The following is a 21,891-nucleotide window of genomic DNA, read 5'->3' as shown; positions in this document are numbered from 1 at the left end:
TCTACTCCGCCTCCTTCCGCGCCAGTACGATCGCACCGGTGAGAGCCGCCAGGAGGAGAACACCGACACCGATAAAGGCAATCAGGTAATTCCCGTACAGTTCGAGCCCGATCATTTCGGCCGAGCCCACGTAAGGGTTGTCATTTGGAGCGAAATCCGCCTGCAGCACGCCGTAAAGGATCGTCCCGAGGAGAATACCCACGCCTGTGAAACTGAGCAATTTATGCACCCGGCTCCGCTCCGGACCGAAGCCTTTGGCGCGGTGGTCGGTGAGCATCATCCCGAAAATAAACAGAATCGAGACGGCTCCCACATAAACCATGATCTGTATGATCCCGATAAATTCCGCCCGGAGAAGAAAGTACAAACCGGCAATCGCCATGAATGCAAATGCCATCGATGCGATCCGGTGGGAGATCTTGTTCAGGATGAGCACCAGTACGGAACAGGCAATCACGATTGTTCCGAGTATGAGGAAAAAAATCATTTCAGCACTCATGCGTCTCCCCTCCCCTTCTCGTCCGGCGGCTCGTTTTCATTCCGGGTTTGCTCCGTCCGGGGGGTACTTTCCGGAGGTTCTGCCTGTTTTTGCTGCGGTTCTTCCTTCACCGCAGCCGTTTCCTCCGAGCTGTCGTTTTCGTCTTTCTTTTCTTTTTTCAGTTCCCTGCGCTCCGCAGCTTCCTGTGAAGAAGCTTTGCCTTTGGCCGCAGGACCGGCTGTTTCAGGAGGTACTGGTTTTTCTGCCTTCTCTGCCTTTTCCGTTTTTTCTGCAGCGGGTTTCTTTGCCGCTGCCGGCTTTTCGACCGGGGCTTTTTCCGCTTTTCCAGCGGCTGTTTTCTTCACTGGATCCTTTTCGGATTTTTCAGCTGCTTTTTTGTCCACTGGGGCCTTTGCCGCTCGTTTTGCCGCCGGCTTTTCGGTTTTCTCTGCTTTTTTCGCCGCCTTCTCGGCTTCCTCCACTTCCGGCTCCTTGTAGTTGCCGTAGACTTTGTTATCGGTGAGCCAGCGCATATCCTTGAAGTGCTCATCGCGGCTGTAGGAAGACAGATTGTCGTAGCGGGCTGTCATGACGATGGCGCTGGTGGGACACACTTCCGTGCAGAAGTCACACAGAATGCAGCCCTGGAAATCGATATTGTACGTGTCGATTACTTTCTTTTTCGGGTTCGCTTCGCTTTTTTTCCCAGTGAGGCTGATCACGTCTGTGGGACACACTTTGGCACAGAGATCGCAGACGATGCACTTTTCCGGAAAAAAGCGATGAACCCCCCGGAAGCGCTCGGGCATGTGGACCCGCTCCTCCGGGTACTGAATCGTAAATTTCTTTTTACGGAAGTAATTCAGCGTCACGCCGAATCCTTTTAATAACCGGAACATCCTACCACCCCATCCAGACTTTGATGACCGCCGTGACGACGATGTTCAGAAGCGCCAGCGGAATAAGCACTTTCCACCCGAAGCCCATCAGGTGATCGACCCGTGCCCTTGGAAGCGTGGCGCGGAGCCAGAACCAGATGAACATGAATCCGCACATTTTCAGGAGGAACCAGACAATTCCCGGCAGAAATGCAGGTCCGAGCCAGCCGCCGAGGAAGAGTGTGGTTGCGAGTGCTGAAATGGCGAGGGCGTACGTGTACTCGGCGAGCATGAAGAAGGCAAACCGGAAACCCGAATATTCCGTGTGATAGCCGGATACGAGCTCTGATTCCGCTTCCGGAAGGTCAAACGGTGACCGGTTGAGCTCGGCGATCGCTGCGATCATGTATACGAGAAAGGCGAGAAACTGCGGGATGATGAGCCACAGTCCGATCGTCTCCTGATACAGGACAATCTCCCTGAAGTTGAGTGTGCCGGCGAGAATCACCACACCGACGATAGACAGCACAAGCGGGATTTCGTAGCTGATCACCTGTGCCACGCCGCGCATGGCGCCCATAAGGGAATACTTATTGTTCGAGCTCCAGCCGCCCATGATTACGCCGAGAGTCGTAATGGAGCTGATGCCTATAAAGTACAGAACTCCGATGTTGAGATCCGCCGCGTAAATGTTTTCGCTCCAGGCGATTGTGGCAAAGATCGCAAACGCCGGAACAAACGCCACCACTGGGGCGAGGATAAAGATCGGACGGTCAGCGGCTTTTGGAATCACGTCCTCTTTCATGAGAAGCTTTGAAACGTCCGCGATCGTCTGGAGCATCCCGAACGGCCCGTGACGGTTCGGTCCGTGGCGCACCTGCATGTAGCCGATGACTTTCCGCTCAAACAGAATTGAATACGTAACAGCCCCGAGCAGGAGCATGAGAACGGTGACGGCGTAGACGACCATCATCAGCAGTTCCATTTACGCATCCACCTCCCCGAGCACGATATCGAGGCTTCCGAAAATGGCAACAAGATTGGCGATCGGCTCACCAACCAGATAGTCCTGGAGGATCTGGACATTTACAAATGAAGGCCGGCGAAGTTTCACCCGGTACGGCTGGGTTTTGCCGTCGCTCACGATGTAGACGCCGATCTCCCCTTTTGAGGCTTCACAGCGTTTATACACTTCGCCCGGCTTCGGCTTGATCATCATGATCCGCTTGCCTTTTTTATGGATGTACTCTCCGTCCGGAATGTCGGCGCACGCCTGCTCGATAATTTTGAGCGACTCGTGCATCTCGGCAATCCTGGTTTTATAGCGTGCGTACACGTCCCCTTCCTGGAACGTTGGCACGTCAAAATCGAACCGGTCGTAGATGGAGTACGGTTCCTCTTTTCTCAGGTCAAATTTCAGGCCGCTTCCTCTGGCAATCGGACCGGATAGACCCCAGTTGATGGCATCCTCCTGGGTGATTTTCCCCACCCCGATCGTCCGGGCCTGGAAAATTTCATTGCCGGTGACGAGACGGTCGTATTCGTGGATGTTTTCACGCACTTCCTTGACGGTCTCCTGGACTTTTTCGATCCAGCCGTCAGGTGCGTCCCACTTCACACCGCCGATGCGCACGTAGTTAAACGTCATCCGCGCGCCGCTGATTTCGTTCAGCCGGTCGAGAATCAGATCCCGGTCGCGGAACGCGTAAAGAAACGGGCTGAGCGCGCCAATGTCGAGGAGGAAGGTGCCCCACCACACCAGGTGGCTGGCGATCCGGTTCAGTTCCATCACAAGCACGCGCAGGTACTCGGCCCGCTCGGGAATTTCCCAGTCAAGGAGTTCCTCCACCCCGGCGCAGTAGATATAGTTGTTCGTCATGGCGTTTAAGTAATCGAGACGGTCGGTGTATGGAATGAACTGTGTGTAGAGGAGGTTTTCTGCGAGTTTTTCCGATCCCCGGTGCAGGTAGCCGATGACCGGTTCGGCTTTGACGATCGTCTCCCCTTCGATCGTCAGCACGAGCCTGAATACCCCGTGGGTACTCGGGTGCTGCGGTCCCATGTTCAGTGTCATCTGTTCCGTACGAATTGACATGTCTTCTGCGCCCCCTTAATCCAAGCCCATCGCTTTTTTATCTGTAACGTAGTCTTTTCTGAGCGGGTGCCCCTCCCAGTCGTCCTCCAGGAGAATGCGTTTAAGATTTCTATGACCCGGGAAGCTGATTCCTAACAGGTCATACGTCTCTCTTTCCAGCCAGTCTGCCGTTTTCCAGACCGGCTGAACGGACTGCACTTCCGGATTGTCCCGCGGCGTTTTCACTTTTACGTAGAGATATTGGTTGTGCGGAATCGAATACAGGTTGTACACCACTTCCATGTGCTCTTCGTAGTCGATGCCGGTTAGACAGCTCAGGAAGTTGAACTTCAGCTCGGGATCATCGTGCAGCATGCGTGCCGTGTCCTGGGTCCAGTTTTCGGTACTGATGGTGACCATCGGTTTGCCAAAATTCAGTTTTGCCTCTTCCACAGCGCTGTCGTGTCCGGCAATGTTATTGATTCTTGCGCTTACGAGTTCGAGATATTCCTCGGTCATTTTTTCGCCACCACCTGTTCGCCTCTCGCTTCACGGCGGATTTTTTCCCGGAGAAGCTCCACACCGTCGAGGAGTGCCGGCGGTGTCGGCGGACAGCCTGGTACGTACACGTCAACCGGTACAATTTTGTCGACGCCGTTTAGGACGCTGTACGCATTTTTGTATGGACCGCCGCATGTAGCGCACGAGCCCATGGCGATCACCCACTTCGGCTCGGGCATCTGATCGTACAGCTGGCGGAGCACCGGTGCCATCTTCGCTGTAACGGTTCCCGCCACAATCATGAGATCCGCATGGCGCGGGGAAGCACGAAAAATAACCCCGAAACGGTCAAAGTCATAGCGGGCAGCCCCCGTCCCCATCATTTCAATGGCGCAGCACGCTAGGCCGAATGTGAGCGGCCAGAGTGAACGCGTTCGTGCCCACGCCTTCACCTGCTCCACTTTTGTAAACAGAACATTACGTTTAAGATCCTCAGCGAGCCTCGGATCGTACTTTTCCAGATCCTGAAATCCTTTCAATTCCATTCTAGCACCTTCTTTTTCCAGGAATATGCAAGTCCCAATCCAAGTATGAAAATGAAGATCAGCATTGCATTGAGTCCGGTCCAGCCGAGCTGGCCAAGAGCCACGGCCCACGGATAAAGGAAAACGGTTTCAACATCGAAGATCACAAATTCGAGGGCAATGATATAGTAGGCAACATGAAAACGCACTTGGGCATCCCCCGTCGGCCTGATCCCGCTCTCGTACGTGATGAGCTTATCCTCGTAGGGATTCTTCGGCCTCAGAAACCGGCCTGCCGTAAGTGCCGCCACCGGAAGCGCAATGCCCAGCAGCATAAAGATGACGACGTACGTGTAATTCGAGTAGTATAGCGCCAGATCCATACTGTCACTTCTCCCTCCATTCGCCAACTTACTCTGAGTATACTTTATTTCGCATTCTATTACTTCAATATTCTAAATAATTCGAATTATACCTTTAGGAGTTTCGAACGGTTTTTGTCGAAGCGTTGTTTTGTGTGTTTTTTGTACGGATTTATTGCGGGAGGATCACCTCGCTTTGGGGTGTGGTGGTTGGTTTTGCGGTTTTTGGTTTGGCGTTTTTGGCTTGCGGTTCTTTGTTTTGGTTTTTAGTTTGGCGGGCTGCGGGTTTGCTGAGTTGTTTTGGGTAAATGGGTTTTCTGCGGGTTGGACTTCGGCTGCGGACAGCACGTCTCTGTAAAGGGTATGTCCGGGGGCGGGGGTTTAGGATAGGGAATTGGGTGGGTTTACCTGGAGGTTGCCCGTTATGTGGGTGAGGCTGTAAAAGCGGCCTCGGTTATGTCCTGCAACAGGCAGTTTCAATTCTCTTAAAAGATGCTTTGCCGTAGATGCTGATTCTATTTGGGCAAACCATCTGAATTCGATATTTGTAATCAGCGGTCCTACAAGTAGTGAAAAGTCTATCAGTGTATCCACGTGTGCGTTTCTGCTTTTCTTCCCGCAATGACTGCACAGCCATCGGTAACGATGTTTGATCATTCGTTTATTGAGACAGGCTGGGCACAGCACTCCGGTCGTGAGCTCCCCAGGCTTCACACCTGTTTCTTTTAGAATACATTGATCGTCGGGTAAATTATGCTCTAAAATGAGTGACTCAAGTTTGGATAATGAGAAGGTCGCTTTTGAATGTTGATTTAACTCGGAAGAAAGTCTGGTTGGGAGGTAGGCACTTCTGATCATGTTCCTGATAGAAGGATGATTGTTAAACTGCGGCGGAATTTCAAGCCTGCAATTGGGGTTGGAAATGACCACAAGTGGATTAATTGGAATCTGCGGCAGATCGGCTTCTGAAATCCAGTTTGCAAGGTGTTCCTTTTGAATGATGGCCTGCAGATAAAAATCAGGCAGAACTTTAACACTATTGTCGGGCTTCGTCCAGATAACCTGATGACGGTCCGGCTCGAATCTAAGCGTGCCCGCTATGTTTTTTACTTCTAGAATCAGCAGGTGAGTCTGGTGCAGGAGAAGAAAATCCATTTGAAAATCATGACCGAGAGTGTTGAGTTTCACACTGTGGAGGATTCGGTACTGTCTGCCTGCTTTTTGGGTGAGGTAGTAGTGAAGAGATTTTTCGCCACTGTATCCGGCCTCTGCCCGGTACAGTTTCTGCAGAATTTCCTGATGTTTAGGGTGGTTATGCGGAAGTCGTCGGGCTAAAGCTTCCAGTTTTAGGAGTCTGAGGGGTTTGTCGATCGGTTTTATGAACAAAACAGCACCTCTATTCTATTTTATGGGGGGAGTTCGGAGAATTGCAGGAGTGGTTGTTTGGGAAATCGACAGAAAAACTCGGGAAATCGTCGTTCGTTCTGGGAAATCGACAGAAAAACTCGGGAAATCGTCAGTCGCAAACCGGATATCGGCGAAGCGACACCCTTCGACAACCTCCGCGCACCTTCCGCCTCCCGCCAGCGCCAAGAGAGCAGCAAGGTGCAACAAATCCCCCGGCCATTTCCTCGGCCGGGGGTTCGTCGCATTCCAATATCTTAACCTCCGCTTACTTCCAGACGGTTGATTGCGCGCTTCAGCGCAAGCTCCGCACGGCGGAAATCGATGTTGTCTTTCTTTGCCTCGTCCAGACGGCGCTGAGCACGCTCTTTCGCAGCACGTGCGCGGGCGACGTCGATGTCGGTTGGCAATTCGGCTGATTCAGCCAGAATGTTGACCTCGTCACGGCGAACCTCCATGAAGCCGCCGTTTACCGCCACCAGATCAACCTTTGAGTCTTTTTTAATCCGCACCGGACCGATTCGCAGCGGCGTCACAAGCGGAATGTGCCCCGGAAGAACCCCGAGCTCACCCTCATGCGCCTTCACGCTGACGAGATTGGCCTCAGCTTCATAGACACTGCCATCCGGCGTGACGACATTGACCTGCATCGTCTTCATGGTTTATCCTCCTTCACCGTTCTACAAGCGGTTCCGGGAAAAAAGAGCGGATCGCACTCCGTTGCCGGAATACGCGGCCGGACCTTTACGCTCCGGTGCCGGCACATCTCTCAGGATGCACGGCCAGCCGCTCTCCTTTTCCCATGCCGCTCATAATCTCGGCTCTTATTCCATTTCCTTCGCTTTTTCGACAACCTCTTCGATGCGTCCCACAAGACGGAAGGCATCTTCCGGAAGGTCGTCGTATTTGCCGTCAAGGATTTCCTTAAAGCCGCGGATCGTTTCCTTAACTGGTACGTAGGAACCTTTTTGACCCGTGAACTGCTCGGCAACGTGGAAGTTCTGGGATAGGAAGAACTGAATACGACGGGCACGGTGTACGACAAGCTTATCTTCTTCGGAAAGCTCGTCCATACCGAGGATCGCAATGATATCCTGAAGCTCTTTATATTTCTGAAGCGTCTGCTGTACTTCACGGGCAGTTTCGTAATGCTCGTCTCCCACGATTTCAGGGGACAGGGCACGGGAAGTGGATGCGAGCGGGTCAACCGCAGGGTAGATACCCATCTCGGAAAGCTTACGCTCAAGGTTCGTTGTCGCATCAAGGTGGGCGAACGTTGTCGCCGGTGCCGGGTCAGTGTAGTCATCGGCAGGAACGTAGATCGCCTGGATGGATGTTACGGAACCTTTCTTCGTGGATGTGATCCGCTCCTGAAGCATACCCATCTCTGTTGCAAGTGTAGGCTGGTAACCTACCGCAGATGGCATACGTCCGAGAAGTGCGGATACCTCACCACCCGCCTGAGTAAAGCGGAAGATGTTATCAACGAAGAGCAGTACGTCTGCGCCTTTCGCATCACGGAAGTGTTCAGCCATTGTAAGACCCGACAGGGCAACACGCATACGTGCACCAGGCGGCTCGTTCATCTGACCGAATACCATTGATGTTTTCTTGATTACGCCTGAATCTGTCATTTCGAAGAACAGGTCGTTTCCTTCACGGGTACGCTCACCAACACCGGCGAATACGGAAATACCGCCGTGCTCCTGAGCGATGTTGTTGATAAGCTCCTGGATCAGTACCGTCTTACCTACACCGGCACCTCCGAAGAGTCCGATCTTACCACCTTTGATGTAAGGGGCAAGCAGGTCAACAACTTTAATTCCTGTTTCAAGGATTTCTGTTTCAGTGGAGAGTTCCTCGTATTTCGGTGCTTCCCGGTGAATCGGGTCACGCTGAACAGAGGCTGGTACTTCCTCTCCAAGATCGATGTGCTCACCGAGTACGTTGAATACACGGCCGAGTGTATCGTCTCCAACCGGAACCGTAATTGGCGTTCCTGTATCTGTTACTTCAATTCCGCGGGTCAATCCGTCCGTGGATCCCATGGCGATAGTACGCACGGAGTCGTCTCCGAGGTGAAGAGCGACCTCCAGTGTTACGTCTACGTCCACTTCCCCAGAGGATTGAGCCTGACGCTTAATTGTAAGAGCGTTGTAAATCTCAGGTAATTCTCCCCGGTTAAACTTAACGTCTACAACCGGTCCAGTTACTTGAGTGACGCGTCCTTTATTCATCATCTTTCCTCCTCACTTCCTAATGAACACGGGTGAACGTTAGTCCAGGGCCGATGCTCCACCTACAATTTCGTTGATCTCCTGCGTGATCGCTGCCTGACGGGCACGGTTGAACTTCAGGTTCAGCTGATCGATCATGTCAGAAGCATTGTCAGTAGCAGCACTCATTGCTGTCATGCGTGCTCCGAACTCACTGGCTTTCCCGTCTAATAAAGCCCCGTACACCAGGCTTTCTGCATAGTGCGGAAGCAATTGTTTCAGAATCGTTTCCTCGTCCGGCTCATACTCGTATGAAGGGGAGTCGCCTCCGCCTGAGTTTTCGCCTTCTGCAGACTCGTCAAAGTCTGTGAGAGGAAGAAGCTTTGTTTCCGTTACTTCCTGGGAGATGGCGCTGATAAAGTGGTTGTAGTGGACATAAATTTCATCGAACACTTCATCGGCAAACATTTCGACTGTAGTAGCCGCGATGTTTTTAATGTCGGCATAAGCCGGCTGATCCGACAATCCGACAATCTCCTGATAGATCGGCATGCCGCGTTTTTTGAAAAAGTCCCGGCCCACTTTCCCGATGACGATAATACCGTACTCGTCCTGGGAGCTGTGCCGTTCCTTAATCGTATTCATCGTGTGCCGAAGCAGTCCGCTGTTGTACGCTCCGCAAAGGCCGCGGTCTGATGTAATTACCAGGTAGGCGGTTTTCTTTACTTCTTCACGTGATTCAAGCATCGGATGGGAGACCATGCTCCCTTCGGCGATACTGCTCACAACGTCACGGATTTTCTGCGTGTACGGAAAAAATGCCTGCGCTTTGTTCTGCGCTTTATTTAACTTCGCAGCAGATACCATCTGCATCGCTTTGGTAATCTGCTTTGTCTTTTTCGTAGATGAGATTTTCGACTGAATATCTCTAAGAGAAGCCAACGTTCTTCACCACCTTTGTTGAAAGCTGCTCCCTGGACTGCGAATGTAACATTCGCTCCAAGCGGACGCTTTCCGTGGGCAACGCTTCAGCCTCCTCGGGTAAGTTCACCCTGCGGGGTCTTCAGCTGTTGCTTTTCCCACTGGAGTCGCCGCTTTCCGCTCCAGGTTTACCAGCGATTGTTAAAAAACTGCCTGTTCCCGTTTAGCCTCATAAAGGGTGGCAGGAACCGGCCTGAACCGGTCCCTCTCCCCTGTCCGCTTACGCGTTGAACGTTTTCTTGAAGTCTTCGATCGCTTTACGCAGATCCGCATCTTCCGGAAGGTTTCCAGTCGTGCGAATGTGGTCGAGAAGATCTTTGTTGTTGTGATCCATGTGGCTGAACAACTCTTCCTCGAACTGGCGGATATGACCGACTTCGACATCGTCAAGAAAGCCTTTCGTCAGGGCATACAGAATAACAACCTGTTTTTCAACTGCGGCTGGCTGGTGAAGACCCTGCTTCAGTACTTCTACTGTACGGGCACCACGATTCAGCTTAGCCTGTGTGGATTTATCAAGGTCCGAACCGAACTGGGCGAACGCCTCAAGCTCACGGTAGGATGCAAGGTCAAGACGCAGTGTACCGGCAACCTTCTTCATTGCCTTGATCTGCGCGGAACCCCCTACCCGTGATACAGACAGACCCGCGTCAATCGCCGGACGTACGCCGGAGAAGAAGAGGTTTGACTGAAGGAAGATCTGCCCGTCGGTAATCGAGATTACGTTTGTCGGGATATAGGCGGAGATATCTCCAGCCTGTGTTTCGATAAATGGAAGAGCTGTCAGTGAGCCCGCTCCTTTATCGTCACTTAATTTTGCTGCACGCTCAAGAAGACGTGAGTGTACATAGAATACGTCACCCGGGAAGGCTTCACGGCCTGGAGGACGACGGAGAAGAAGTGAAAGTTCACGGTAGGCTGCTGCCTGCTTGGAAAGGTCATCGTAGATTACGAGAACGTGCTTTCCGTTGTACATGAACTCCTCACCCATGGATACACCTGTGTAAGGCGCCAGGTAAAGAAGTGGTGCAGGCTTGGACGCACTCGCACTTACGACAATCGTGTAGTCAAGGGCACCGTGCTGACGGAGTGTTTCCACTACGCCTGCAACTGTGGATTCCTTCTGACCGATTGCAACGTAAATACAGATCATGTCCTGGTCAGCCTGGTTAAGAATTGTATCAATGGCAATTGCCGTCTTACCTGTCTGGCGGTCTCCGATAATAAGCTCACGCTGTCCGCGGCCGATTGGAATAAGAGAGTCGATTGCTTTAATTCCCGTCTGAAGCGGTTCGTGAACCGATTTACGGTCCATAACCCCTGGTGCCGGGCTTTCGATTGGACGGCGTTTTGATGTTTCGATGTCCCCCTGCCCGTCAAGCGGGTTACCAAGTGGATCAACAACACGTCCGAGAAGTTCCTCACCTACTGGAACCTCCATAATACGACCTGTACGTTTAACCTCGTCACCTTCACGAATACCGAGGTACTCACCGAGGATGATGATACCGACTGTATCTTCCTCAAGGTTCTGAGCCATACCCATCGTACCGTTTGCAAATTCAAGAAGCTCTCCGGCCATTACGTTCTCAAGACCGTGAGCAACGGCGATCCCGTCACCGATACGGATAACGGTGCCGACTTCATTTACTTCGATATCAGACTGATAACCTTCAATCTGTTTCTTTATCAGAGAGCTGATTTCATCGGCTCTGATGCTCATATTCTTCACCCCTATCTGCTTACGTTCCCTGTAGCATGCGTCTGTGAATTCGCTCAAGCTGGTTGGCAATGCTGCCGTCAAACACGAGATCTCCTACGCGGACTTTAATGCCGCCGATTATATCCGGATCGGTCACTTCATCGACGAGAATCTTTTCGTGTTTTGTGTGACGGGCAAACTTATCTGCAACAAGGGCCAGCTCCTCGCCTGTCAGCTTTTTCGCTGCGTAGACTGTCGCCTCTGCCACTCCTTTGGCCTCGTAGGCCATGCGCTTGAACTCGTCTGCAAGGGCAGGTACGATGTTCAGGCGCTTACGGTCTGTCAGAAGAAGGAGCAGGTTCAGCACTTCCGCTGAAACCTTTTCGCCAAAGCTTTCTTTTAAAAGCGATTTCTTCGTGTCATTCGCAATGCTCGGGTGTCTGAACACTTCGTCAAGAAGGTTCGTATCTTCAAATACATCCTTGATCAGCTGCAGCTCCTCACCAAATGCGTCGAGCTGACCGCGCTCATTGGCAAGGTCATAAAGTGCACTCGCGTAACGAAAAGCTAACGGGTCCCGCTTCATAGCTCTTCGCCAACTTCTTTAAGAGTCTCCTGAATGATTTTTTCCTGCTCTTTCTCATCCAGCTCTCTTTCGATGACCTTAGATGCCACAAGGACAGACAAGGACGAAACTTGCTCACGAAGTGCAGAGATCGCTTGCTCTTTTTCCTGCTGAATGTTGGCAAGAGCTTCCTGAGTCTTACGCTCAGCCTGCTTTTCAGCGTTTGCAATAATATCTTTTTCAGTACGTTCTGCCTGTTTGCGCGCGTTTTCCACGATTTCTTTCGCTTCTGAACGGGCTGTTTTGATGGCTTCACGTTGTTCTTCGAGGTACTTTTCCGACTCTTCGCGGTTCTTTTCAGCAGAGGAAATCTGGTCTGCTATGTGATTCTCTCGCTTTTCCATCATGTCCATAATCGGACCAAAAGCAAACTTCTTTAAGATCAGCAAGAGAACGACGAACCCGGCGAGCTGGTAAATGACATCTCCCCATTCAATAGGTCCAAACATCTGTCTCGCTCCCTTCTCTTGAATCATGCATAAGGAATGGCGAAGAGGTATGGATCCCAAACGTTCTTCGCCATTTTTGTGTTAAATTGCGTACTCGTGATGGTCCGTTATTACATTTGACCAAGAAGCAGGAATGAAACAACGACACCGATGATTGGAAGTGCCTCAACAAGCGGAATACCAATGAACATTACTGTCTGAAGCTGACCGCGCAGCTCAGGCTGACGTGTAATTCCATCAAGAGTTCCTCGTACAACAATCGCTACCCCAAGTGCACCTGCTAGTGCAGCAAAACCTGCTACAAGACCAATACCAATTGCAATCAAACCGACATCCATTTTAAAATCCTCCTTTAATATCTGTAAAACTTTATATTTACGCTCTATCATGAATTTGCTAGAGCTGGTGGTACCTTAAACTTAGTGTTCCTCGTTAACTTTGTGCGCCATGTAAACCATGGTCAGCATACAGAAGATAAATGCCTGCAGCGACCCGATAAACAGACCGAACGCCTGCCATACAACCATCGGTGCAAAGGCGAAAATACCCGCAACAATTCCGGATGTACCCAGACCGACAAGCATAATCATAAGTACTTCCTTTGCATAAACGTTACCAAACAGACGCATTCCAAGCGTGAGTGTGTTGGCAACTTCCTCAATGACTTTGAATGGGAACAGGAAGAATACCGGACGGAAGTAATCCTTTCCGTATTCACCGAATCCCTTCATCTTAATACCGTAATAGTGTGTGAGAAGCACCACCATTGCGGCCAGGGACAATGTGAGCACCGGACTTGAAGTCGGTGAGCGCCACCATACATAATGATCGTCGTCGACAATCTCAAACGGAAGTCCGAGCATATTTGCCGTGAAGACATAGAGAATGATGGTTATTCCCAGCATGATGAAGTTTTTCCCTTTACTCCAGTCCATGTTGGCACTGATGATGTTTTTAATGAACTGAACCAGGTACTCGAGAGCGTTCTGTGCGCCCGTCGGATACATTTTAATGGTCCGGGACATGAAAAAACAGACCAGGAATACGATGAGAATCGTTGCCGTGACGGTGATAATGTTTGTGAGGTTCACCGTAAGCCACGGGATCCCGAAGACTTCAACCACTCTTTCATGATGATCCAATTACTTTCACCTCTTTTCTCGATCTTGCAAGAGCCGTACGCTCAGTACAGAACATATACGCCCCTACTGCAAACGCTTAATATGGAAAATAGGTTCTATCATGATGATGGCATAGGTCAGCATAAGACCTATGATCGCACCAGCAAGATTAAACAAGTGAGGAAAACTTACGGCAATAAGGATACAGACAACGGAGAGAACGATGCGGCTGACTGTGCCGAATGCGAATTTCGTCCGCAGTGCCTTCGACTCCGAAGTGACCCGCTTGACCTGACTGTAGGTCATGAGCAGATTCAGAAGACTGAACGCTGTTCCGAGCATCATGCCGAAGAAGAACGTATCGTAAGGGGTCAGGAAAGCAAGGATTATAAATAGCACAAAAAGCGCTGCTGTGTATAAGATCATCCGTTTTGCCGTTGCACCAAACTCCATTACGTATCGTCTCCCAAAGACCTCTTCAGCACCTGATAAATGCCGTATACCGCTGCTGCCAGTCCGATTAGAAAGCCGGCTGCCATCAGCAGTCCTCCTGTTTCGAAATGACCGTCAAGCCATCTGCCGCCGAGGATCCCGATCAGGATACACCCGACAAAGTACGAAGTGATTGTTGACACGAGTGCCATTTTCCTTATCACAGACTGCAGTTTCTGATTATCTGACATCGGGAACCGCTCCTGTCTGCACATTCCGCCGGACAAATCAGTGCTTCCGGTTAAATGTCGAAAAATCACACTTTTTCGAATCCTCGCCGCAAAAAAGGCCTGGCCTTTTTCCGGGTGTCAGAGCACGGAATCCTCTTATGTATCATACGATTTCATACCCTATGCAATCGTATAATAGTGCTCTGCCTCTGTCAATTCAGTATCAGAAAAAAACAGGAATTTTCTCCGGTGAGGAAAAGCGCTTTCACAAGTTCGTGATTTTTCCGTCGAATGCAGTCATTAACCACAAGTTACATTATACATAAAATCTATTTTCCTGTGGGCTGTTTAGGGAAGAAAATAGATGTTTTAATATTCTGTAAAATGATTTTCGGCGCAGGAAAAAGACGGGCCTTTTACGCCCGCCGGTTCCTTTTTCCTACGGTGATGTTTCCGTTACGATCTGGCCGAGGAAAAGATCCCGCTCGATCGTATCTTCCTTGCCGTCCTGTTTTGCAAAAATCAGCGCTTTGTAAATCCCTGACGGCAGTCCGCCAATCTCGATTTTTTCCTCGAGCATTCCCCGCTCTACATCTGTCTTCGCTTCGATATAGTCGATGAATTCAAATGTATCGGGGTCATACAGAACGATCCCGAACTCCTCCGCTCCGCCGGGGAGGTACACTTCGTACTGGTAAACATTCTCCTCCGCTGTCTGTTCGAGCATAAAAGCCATTACCCGCGGGTAATCGGGCTCTTCCACAAAGAACAGGTACGGAACGTTTACGGATTCGGAACCGCTCTTCACTTCTATCATGCCGCTGTACATACCGCCGTCAAATACTGCCGGGAGAATATCCATAATTACCGGTACTTCCCTTTTTTCTCCGGGGTTCAGGTAAAATGAAAACGGTACTTTCCACTGAATGCCGTCAGGCACGTCAAACGGCGGATCAATTGTGTAGCGTTTTCGCTTATTCGACTGGTTATCGACGGTAATGTGCACTGTTTTTTCAATACGCCGGTCGTTTCTGAGCCACTTACCGAAGCTGACAGCCCCCGGGTAGACAAGTGTTTCGGCATTGAGGGCCTTTGCCAGGTCAACCCTTCCCGTTCCCTGCACGTGGGGCGGCTCCAGCTCGCCGTCACGGTCAACCAGTGGTTTCGCTGTGTTCATAAGTGCCGCTTTCAACTGGTCGGGTGTCCAGTCGGGGTATTTCTGAAGAATCAGGGCAGCTGCCCCGGCTATATGGGGGGCCGCCATGCTTGTGCCGTTCATATCGAGATATCCCTTGGGAACCGTGCTGTCGATCGCCACTCCAGGTGCCACCAGGTCAGGCTTGACGTCCCACGAATACGTCACTGGCCCCCGGGAGCTGAACGGGGCCATAAAATCCTCTTCTTCCCGGTAAATCGTCCGGATGAACGGATGGGCGGTTTTTGACAGCTGCTCTCTGATCGCCTCTCCGTCCTCTTTCGACATACTTACAACCGGAAGATCAAGGGCTTCCTCAAGAGCTCCGGCGTACTCACCTTCCTGATTGTTATATACGATCAGACCGGCAGCACCCGCTTCAAGAGCTGCTTTTGCTTTTACGGTGAAAGTAACGATTCCCCGCTCCACGAGGGCGATCTTCCCTTTTACATCAGTGCTTTTAAAATCCTCTTTCCGGCCAAGACCCGCATACACGATCGGCCGGTCCCGTTTGAGGTTCCATGGCTTTGCCCGCTGCATCGGAATGACACTCCACTCCTCACCCCGGTTCTCATCGAACGTGAGGTAGGGTACTTTCAGCGGCGGTGTGGAAGCCCCTACGCTGATTGCTCTGGAGGAAGTGCCGGGCGAGCCGACGGTCCACAGGTTCGGGCCGCTGTTCCCGTTCGAGGTGACAGCCACCACCCCTTCCTCCACTGCTTTATCAAGTGCCACGCTCGTTGGCCAGTCAGGGCCGTTCACAGTGTTTCCAAGAGAGAGGTTAATTACATCCACGCCGTCTTCCACTGCTTTTTCAATGGCGGCAATTACCTGCTCGGTAGTTCCCATGCCGGTAGGACCGAGTGCGCGGTAGCCGTATATTTCAGCTTCCGGAGCAACTCCTTTGAGTCGTCCGTTCGCACCGATAATCCCAGCTACGTGAGTGCCATGCATTGTAGGGGCACCCTGGTCTTTCTGTGTTTCCATAGGGTCGTTGTCTTCATCGACCACATCGTACCCCCCTTTGTAGCTGTCTCTCAGATCAGGGTGGCTGTAGTCGATTCCCGTATCGATGACTCCCACTTTCACTCCTTTACCCGTGAGATCATCGCCCCGCTCATCGTGCATACGGCCGGCATCGCGGCCGCCGATAAACGGGACACTCTCGTCCATGGATACTTCATACATAGCTACCGGATCGATTCTTCTGATCCCTTCGATAGACTGCAGGTGCTCCAGATCCCTCTGACTGATTTCAAGGGAAAAGCCGTTATAGAGAGTCATAAATGTGCGGCGGATTTCCGCATCGGGCAGCTGTTCCTGCACACGCGCCATCGCCTGCGCTGTGTCTCCTTCCGCTTCCACGATGATCACCTGGCGCTCATCCGGATCACCCTGGGGAAGCGGAGGCCGCATAGGGAAAATATCGCTCGAGTCCACTGCCAGCACCGAAGCCGGCAAAAGGAGCGTAAATATGATGATCGATGCCGCCACCCGCCATACATGCGTTTTCATGCTCTGACCCCTCCACACTTTAAAAATTGGTTACTGTATAGCATGCGAGAGTTGAGGGATTTTCATGCGGGGACGTGTGATGAAACATGAAGGGGAAGAATGATCCACTGTGTTTTTCATTTCTTATCCGGAGTAAGCTGTCTTCACCCTTTTCACCAGGCTGTGAGCATACAAAAAAACCGCCCGGAATGGACGGTTTCTATACTATAGGGCCACGCACGCCGTGCGCTCCCCTGACAGGATGCGTTACTTCGTACCAAACAGGCGGTCGCCGGCATCACCGAGACCTGGTACAATGTATCCTTTTTCGTTTAGTTTCTCGTCCATCGCGGCGAGGAAGATATCCACATCGGGATGCTCGCGCTGAAGGATCTCAACACCTTCAGGAGCAGCAACGAGACACATGAGCTTGATGTTTCTTGCACCACGCTTTTTGAGGGAATGAATCGCCTCGACAGCCGATCCGCCTGTTGCCAGCATCGGATCGATGACGATGAATTCGCGCTCCTCCACGTCGTTTGGAAGCTTTACGTAATATTCAACCGGCTCAAGTGTTTCCGGATCGCGGTAAAGACCGACGTGACCGACTTTAGCTGCCGGGATCAGTTTCAGAATGCCGTCCACCATGCCGAGTCCGGCACGAAGAATCGGTACAAGACCGAGTTTTTTCCCGGCGATTGTTTTACTTGTTGCCGGGCCGACCGGCGTTTCAATTTCCACGTCCTGCAGCGGAAGTTCCCGCGTAATCTCAAACGCCATCAGGCTCGCTACTTCATCCACAAGCTCACGAAATTCCTTTGTACCTGTCTGCTTGTCCCGAATATACGTCAGCTTGTGCTGAATTAACGGATGATCAAAAACGTACACTTTACTCATGCTCCATCCCGCTCCTTTTCCGCTTTGTCTTTCAGTACCCTTTCAAGATTCTACATAAAAAGCCCTGCCATATCAAGGTGAAAAAAGAGAACGGAATTTATTCCCGGATAAACTTGTGGATAACCGGGGTACCGAGAACGATTTTAGGAGCTCGGAAAATGTTAATCAGCCTTACGGGAAGGTGAATGAGTGATGTTATACACATCCCCACAGGAACATATCCACAGGCAGGTGTGTTTCAGGCGGGCTTATCCACAGAAATCCGGTGTTTTATACACAATTGTGGAAATCCATTCACAGAACAGGGAAGGTTATTCACATTATCCCTGCGTTTTGTCCACATTTGTGTCGAACGGGAGGAGGAGGATGCCGTTTAGCAGGTTAAATGGAGAGAACCTGAGAAGATGAGTGGATATCGACCTCTCTCAAACTCGCCTCCCGCCTTCTCAACCGGAAAACGGCCCCCTGTCAGAAACAGAGGGCCGCGGGTATGGCGTTATTTATAGAGCGGGAAGCCCGCTGTGAGTTTACTCACATCTTCACGTGCAGCATCCAGCACGTCTTTCTTTTCGTGGTTTTTAAGGACGGCGGCCATAATTCTGCCCACCTGCTTCATTTCCTCCGTGCCGAAGCCTCTTGAAGTAACAGCTGCCGTACCGAGTCGGAGACCGCTCGTTACAAACGGGCTTTCAGGATCGAAAGGAATCGTATTTTTGTTTGTCGTAATTTTAACGTCGTCGAGCACTTCTTCCGCCACTTTTCCGGTAATACCGAGGCTGCGGAGATCCAGAAGCACGAGGTGATTGTCCGTGCCCCCTGAAACAAGGTTTACGCCTTCTTCTTTCAGAGATTCGGCAAGAGCAACTGCGTTTTCTGTCACTTTTTTTGCATAACCTGTGAAGTCGTCACCGAGAGCTTCCCCAAGGGCAACGGCTTTAGCTGCAATCACATGCATAAGCGGGCCGCCCTGAAGGCCCGGGAAAATCGCTTTGTCGATTTTCTTACCGAACTCTTCCCTGCAGAGAATCATACCGCCGCGTGGACCGCGGAGGGTTTTATGGGTCGTTGTTGTAACAAAGTCCGCATGGGGAACCGGGTTCGGATGAAGACCGGCAGCCACGAGGCCGGCGATGTGGGCCATATCCACCATGAGATAAGCATCCACTTCGTCTGCAATTTCACGGAATTTTGAGAAGTCTATTTTACGCGGGTACGCACTGGCACCTGCAACAATCAGTTTCGGTTTGTGCTCGATCGCTTTCGCACGCACATCTTCGTAGTCGATGACCTGATCTTCTTTGTCCACACCGTAATCCACAAAGTTGTACTGCTTTCCGCTGAAGTTAACCGGACTGCCGTGGGTCAGGTGTCCGCCGTGATTCAGATTCATGCCTAGAACTGTGTCACCCTGATCGAGAACCGTATAATAAACCGCCATGTTTGCCTGGGCCCCGGAGTGAGGCTGGACGTTTACATGATCGGCACCAAACAGACGCTTCGCACGCTCACGGGCGAGATCCTCGACCACGTCCACGTGTTCGCACCCTCCGTAGTACCGTTTTCCAGGATACCCTTCAGCATATTTATTTGTCAGCACAGACCCCTGCGCTTCCATAACTGCTTCCGATACGAAGTTCTCCGATGCGATCAGCTCAATATTATCCTGCTGACGTTTCAGCTCGCTGTTCATTGCCTTGAATACTTCGTCATCCTGCTTCTTAATATGTGCCATACGTTCCATATCGTTCAACGTTGCCATACCTTCTTTCGCCTCCTCAATATGAATCCGGACCAGACAGGACCGCGGTTGGTTTTACAGTTGAGCTGGTAAAATCACTCACTTCTCCAGTATACCGCATCCGGGACCGGGTTTTCATCCATGAGCGAAAATTTGATTGATAGTTCAGTTTCTTATGTATCCATATTTTTATTCATGATATAGAGTCACGGGTATTCCGGCGGAAAAAAAGGCAGCTGAATTCAGCCGATAGGAAAAACACTGACGGGCCTTTTAAAAACAAAACTTCACTCCACGACGTCTGTTCGCTTTCCGCGGCGGTTGCGCTGAGCCTCCTCGGGCTAAGCCCAGCGGGGTCTCACCCTGCCAGCCCACTGCCGCAGGAGTCTCACTGCCGGCGTTCCGATTCGTCAAATTTATAAAGCCTTATCTTAAAAAAACTGACCGGCTTTTCACCGGTCAGCTAACTTTTTATTCGCAGAATGTTCCGTCAGTCGGAGACTGGTAGACAGCCCGTTCGCCGCCGATCAGTTTCGGACGTGTGCGGGCTAGTGTCAGGTGGGCCGCGCCGATTGCTTTAATCCGGCTTCGTACCGGAACAGCCACCGGCCGCAGGTGCATCCCAATGAGCGTGTCCCCGATATCAATGCCTCCGTGAGCTTTAATATCTTCAAGCACAACGGGATTTTTCATGTGGCGATACGCGTACGCTGCCATTGAGCCCCCTGCTTTGGGAACCGGAACAGCAGAAACCTGATTTTCCAGTCGCCACTCGGATGCGGCCGACTCCTCGATTACAAGGGCGCGGTTCAGATGTTCACAGCACTGAAATGCCAGGTGAATGCCTGTGTTCTGTCTGAACGACTCCAGCGCCTCCCAGAGCGCAGCAGCGATTTCCGTTGCGCCGGCCGTGCCGATCCGTTCGCCCTTCACCTCACTCGTGCTTGTACCGACTGCAAGAATCTGTCCCGGGCGAAAGGATGCCTGTTCCTGGAGATCTGCAAGTGCTGAAGAAAGATCTTCAGTAAGTGTCGTCGTTTCCAAGCTCATCACACTCCCTCCCCAAATCTGAAGTCACCGATAAGATTTAACGACGATCAGCCTTCGTAATCGGAAATTTTCCCAATCCGGGCTGCGTGGCGCCCGCCTTCGAACTCGGTTGTGAGCCACACATTGGCAATTTCCCTTGCAAGCCCAGGGCCGATCACGCGCTCGCCCATGGCAAGCACGTTACTGTCGTTATGCTCGCGGGTGGCTTTCGCGCTGAACATGTCGTGTACGAGCGCACAGCGGATCCCTTTGACTTTGTTAGCCGCAATACTCATGCCGATGCCGGTTCCGCAGATGACGATGCCGCGGTCTGCTTCCCCTTTTGCCACCATTTCCGCTGCCGGAATTCCATAATCCGGGTAGTCCACCGAATCGCTGCAGTCACAGCCTACATCTGTATAGGAAATGTTGAGGTCATCCATAAGAGACTTGATTTCTTCTTTCAGGTTTCTTCCTCCGTGATCCGAACCGATTGCTACTTTCATAAAAGGTTATCCTCCTTGGAATACTTGATGTTCTGCTATTTTCTCATGTCTTTTCTGTCCAGGCAACTTCAGGAGGCCGCCGCTCACCTGCTCTGTTTCAGCCTTTCCACAAGCCTGTCCACCGCTTCTTCGATCTCAGACAGCGTCTGCCTGTATACCTCGTCGCTGCCGCCAAAAGGATCGGCCACATCCACCGTCGGATAATCTTCAAGAATACGGTCAATCTCTTCCCGGTGAGGTCTGATTTCCTCCAGTAGCTCCCGTTCCAGCTCCTGCTGACCTGCAACATCACCGTTGGAATTGTATTCCTCCACTTTGTCCCGGTTATCATTTGTAAACCGGACGCGTTTCATTTCAAGCTCGGCAGCTTCCCGGTCGAGCTTCTGCTTTTTTTCCCGGTTTTCAGGGCTGTCATAGGCAAACTCCTTGAGCGTATAAACACTTTTGCTCATTTGGGGAAACTGTTCAATAATCCGGCGTTTATGGTCCTGGGTCATTGTCAGTACAAGATCCGCCCAGTTTAGAAGCTCTCCTGATACCGTATTCGATTTATGTGAGTGGGGAATGTTTTTTTCATCAAGGGCATTCCGGGAGCCCTGTGACATGCCCATGCCCGGCATACCATGCATTCCCGCCGACTTTACCTCCACCCCGAGTCCGTGCTCCTCCGCCCGTTTACGCAGAACTGCTTCCGCCAGCGGACTGCGGCACGTGTTTCCCGTACAGACAAACAGTATTGTTTTCATGGTCCGCTCCACCCTCCTGAAGATCGTGTATGGTCTATTCTTCCTTAATTCTGCTTTTCGGATATACGTATATTTTACCACAGACGCCGTATTAAAAACGCCCCTTTCCCTGTCAATCCCATAAGCTGTTTTCGGATAGATTGTTGTTTTATTGCGCTACAGGCGGATGCTTTCCGCGGGCATCGCTTCAGCCTCCTCGGGAAAAGCACCCTGCGGGGTCTTCACCTGATGCTTTTCCCGCTGGAGTCACCGCCTTTCGCTCCATTAATAATGTGAGCAAAAGCAACAATCTAAACGAACACAGCCATC

General features: G+C 51.4%; 23 protein-coding genes and 1 pseudogene. All 24 read right to left on the bottom strand.

The genetic code is table 11. The annotated features are described in order from the left end of the window. Nucleotide 1: 1 nt before the first annotated feature. The 24 genes and pseudogenes from FGB90_RS08165 to FGB90_RS08050 all read right to left on the bottom strand — a co-directional run bounded on the left by FGB90_RS08165 (nt 2) and on the right by FGB90_RS08050 (nt 21,582). Complete coding sequence (locus FGB90_RS08165; RefSeq protein WP_138810334.1) at nt 2-499, bottom strand: NADH-quinone oxidoreductase subunit J; 498 nt, start codon at nt 497-499, stop codon at nt 2-4. Between the two features lie 491 nt (nt 500-990). Further along, nucleotides 991-1,377 (bottom strand): annotated as a pseudogene (locus tag FGB90_RS19945) (NuoI/complex I 23 kDa subunit family protein); the annotation flags it as partial. Between the two features lies 1 nt (nt 1,378). After that, nucleotides 1,379-2,341: an NADH-quinone oxidoreductase subunit NuoH gene (nuoH, locus tag FGB90_RS08155; protein WP_138810332.1), complete on the bottom strand. Its 963-nt coding sequence runs from the start codon at nt 2,339-2,341 to the stop codon at nt 1,379-1,381. Then, entirely contained in the window at nt 2,342-3,451 is a 1,110-nt protein-coding gene (locus FGB90_RS08150) for an NADH-quinone oxidoreductase subunit D (protein WP_138810331.1), read from the bottom strand. Nucleotides 3,452-3,466: 15 nt separating this feature from the next. Continuing rightward, nucleotides 3,467-3,949 carry an NADH-quinone oxidoreductase subunit C gene (locus FGB90_RS08145; RefSeq protein ID WP_138810330.1) on the bottom strand — a complete coding sequence of 161 codons (483 nt, stop codon included), beginning with the start codon at nt 3,947-3,949 and terminating at the stop codon, nt 3,467-3,469. Then, on the bottom strand, nt 3,946-4,476 hold the full coding sequence (locus FGB90_RS08140) for a NuoB/complex I 20 kDa subunit family protein (RefSeq protein WP_138810329.1): 531 nt from the start codon (nt 4,474-4,476) through the stop codon (nt 3,946-3,948). The genes FGB90_RS08145 and FGB90_RS08140 overlap by 4 nt, the downstream gene beginning before the upstream one ends. Next, nucleotides 4,467-4,838 (bottom strand): NADH-quinone oxidoreductase subunit A, encoded by a 372-nt coding sequence (locus FGB90_RS08135; RefSeq protein ID WP_138810328.1) that lies wholly within the window; start codon nt 4,836-4,838, stop codon nt 4,467-4,469. The genes FGB90_RS08140 and FGB90_RS08135 overlap by 10 nt, the downstream gene beginning before the upstream one ends. Before the next feature lie 360 nt (nt 4,839-5,198). After that, complete coding sequence (locus FGB90_RS08130; RefSeq protein WP_138810327.1) at nt 5,199-6,203, bottom strand: nuclease-related domain-containing protein; 1,005 nt, start codon at nt 6,201-6,203, stop codon at nt 5,199-5,201. Nucleotides 6,204-6,478: 275 nt separating this feature from the next. Further along, nucleotides 6,479-6,880 carry a F0F1 ATP synthase subunit epsilon gene (locus FGB90_RS08125; RefSeq protein WP_138810326.1) on the bottom strand — a complete coding sequence of 134 codons (402 nt, stop codon included), beginning with the start codon at nt 6,878-6,880 and terminating at the stop codon, nt 6,479-6,481. Nucleotides 6,881-7,045: 165 nt separating this feature from the next. Beyond that, entirely contained in the window at nt 7,046-8,458 is a 1,413-nt protein-coding gene (gene atpD, locus FGB90_RS08120) for a F0F1 ATP synthase subunit beta (RefSeq protein ID WP_138810680.1), read from the bottom strand. Between the two features lie 39 nt (nt 8,459-8,497). After that, nucleotides 8,498-9,379, bottom strand: coding sequence for an ATP synthase F1 subunit gamma (gene atpG, locus FGB90_RS08115; protein WP_138810325.1), 882 nt, complete (start codon nt 9,377-9,379; stop codon nt 8,498-8,500). A 259-nt stretch (nt 9,380-9,638) separates the two neighbouring features. Then, a complete protein-coding gene (gene atpA, locus FGB90_RS08110; RefSeq protein WP_138810324.1) occupies nt 9,639-11,141 on the bottom strand; it encodes a F0F1 ATP synthase subunit alpha in 1,503 nt (500 codons plus the stop codon). Nucleotides 11,142-11,160: 19 nt separating this feature from the next. After that, the gene (locus tag FGB90_RS08105) at nt 11,161-11,706 is read right to left on the bottom strand and encodes a F0F1 ATP synthase subunit delta (RefSeq protein ID WP_138810323.1); all 546 of its coding nucleotides are present in this window, start codon (nt 11,704-11,706) and stop codon (nt 11,161-11,163) included. Then, the gene (atpF, locus tag FGB90_RS08100; protein WP_138810322.1) at nt 11,703-12,194 is read right to left on the bottom strand and encodes a F0F1 ATP synthase subunit B; all 492 of its coding nucleotides are present in this window, start codon (nt 12,192-12,194) and stop codon (nt 11,703-11,705) included. Before atpF ends, FGB90_RS08105 begins: the two co-directional genes overlap by 4 nt. A gap of 110 nt (nt 12,195-12,304) precedes the next feature. Further along, nucleotides 12,305-12,532 (bottom strand): F0F1 ATP synthase subunit C, encoded by a 228-nt coding sequence (gene atpE / locus FGB90_RS08095; protein WP_138810321.1) that lies wholly within the window; start codon nt 12,530-12,532, stop codon nt 12,305-12,307. A gap of 81 nt (nt 12,533-12,613) precedes the next feature. Further along, a complete protein-coding gene (gene atpB, locus FGB90_RS08090; RefSeq protein WP_138810320.1) occupies nt 12,614-13,336 on the bottom strand; it encodes a F0F1 ATP synthase subunit A in 723 nt (240 codons plus the stop codon). Nucleotides 13,337-13,399: 63 nt separating this feature from the next. Next, nucleotides 13,400-13,768, bottom strand: coding sequence for an ATP synthase subunit I (locus tag FGB90_RS08085; RefSeq protein WP_138810319.1), 369 nt, complete (start codon nt 13,766-13,768; stop codon nt 13,400-13,402). After that, complete coding sequence (locus FGB90_RS08080; protein ID WP_171051753.1) at nt 13,768-13,998, bottom strand: AtpZ/AtpI family protein; 231 nt, start codon at nt 13,996-13,998, stop codon at nt 13,768-13,770. The genes FGB90_RS08085 and FGB90_RS08080 overlap by 1 nt, the downstream gene beginning before the upstream one ends. A gap of 418 nt (nt 13,999-14,416) precedes the next feature. Further along, complete coding sequence (locus tag FGB90_RS08075; protein ID WP_138810317.1) at nt 14,417-16,687, bottom strand: S8 family serine peptidase; 2,271 nt, start codon at nt 16,685-16,687, stop codon at nt 14,417-14,419. A 246-nt stretch (nt 16,688-16,933) separates the two neighbouring features. Further along, nucleotides 16,934-17,563, bottom strand: a complete 630-nt coding sequence (upp, locus tag FGB90_RS08070) for a uracil phosphoribosyltransferase (protein WP_138810316.1) — start codon at nt 17,561-17,563, stop codon at nt 16,934-16,936. A 496-nt stretch (nt 17,564-18,059) separates the two neighbouring features. Next, nucleotides 18,060-19,295 (bottom strand): serine hydroxymethyltransferase, encoded by a 1,236-nt coding sequence (glyA, locus tag FGB90_RS08065; protein WP_138810679.1) that lies wholly within the window; start codon nt 19,293-19,295, stop codon nt 18,060-18,062. A gap of 477 nt (nt 19,296-19,772) precedes the next feature. Next, the gene (locus tag FGB90_RS08060) at nt 19,773-20,351 is read right to left on the bottom strand and encodes a TIGR01440 family protein (protein WP_138810315.1); all 579 of its coding nucleotides are present in this window, start codon (nt 20,349-20,351) and stop codon (nt 19,773-19,775) included. A 47-nt stretch (nt 20,352-20,398) separates the two neighbouring features. Continuing rightward, nucleotides 20,399-20,836, bottom strand: a complete 438-nt coding sequence (gene rpiB / locus FGB90_RS08055) for a ribose 5-phosphate isomerase B (RefSeq protein WP_138810314.1) — start codon at nt 20,834-20,836, stop codon at nt 20,399-20,401. An 83-nt stretch (nt 20,837-20,919) separates the two neighbouring features. Next, nucleotides 20,920-21,582, bottom strand: a complete 663-nt coding sequence (locus FGB90_RS08050; protein WP_138810313.1) for a low molecular weight protein arginine phosphatase — start codon at nt 21,580-21,582, stop codon at nt 20,920-20,922. Nucleotides 21,583-21,891 lie beyond the last annotated feature (309 nt).

It is taken from the genome of Alteribacter natronophilus (assembly GCF_006007885.1).
Classification (GTDB): domain Bacteria; phylum Bacillota; class Bacilli; order Bacillales; family Salisediminibacteriaceae; genus Alteribacter; species Alteribacter natronophilus.
The sequence above is the reverse complement of the archived record's forward strand: the minus strand, read 5'-3'. Positions and strand labels throughout refer to the sequence as shown.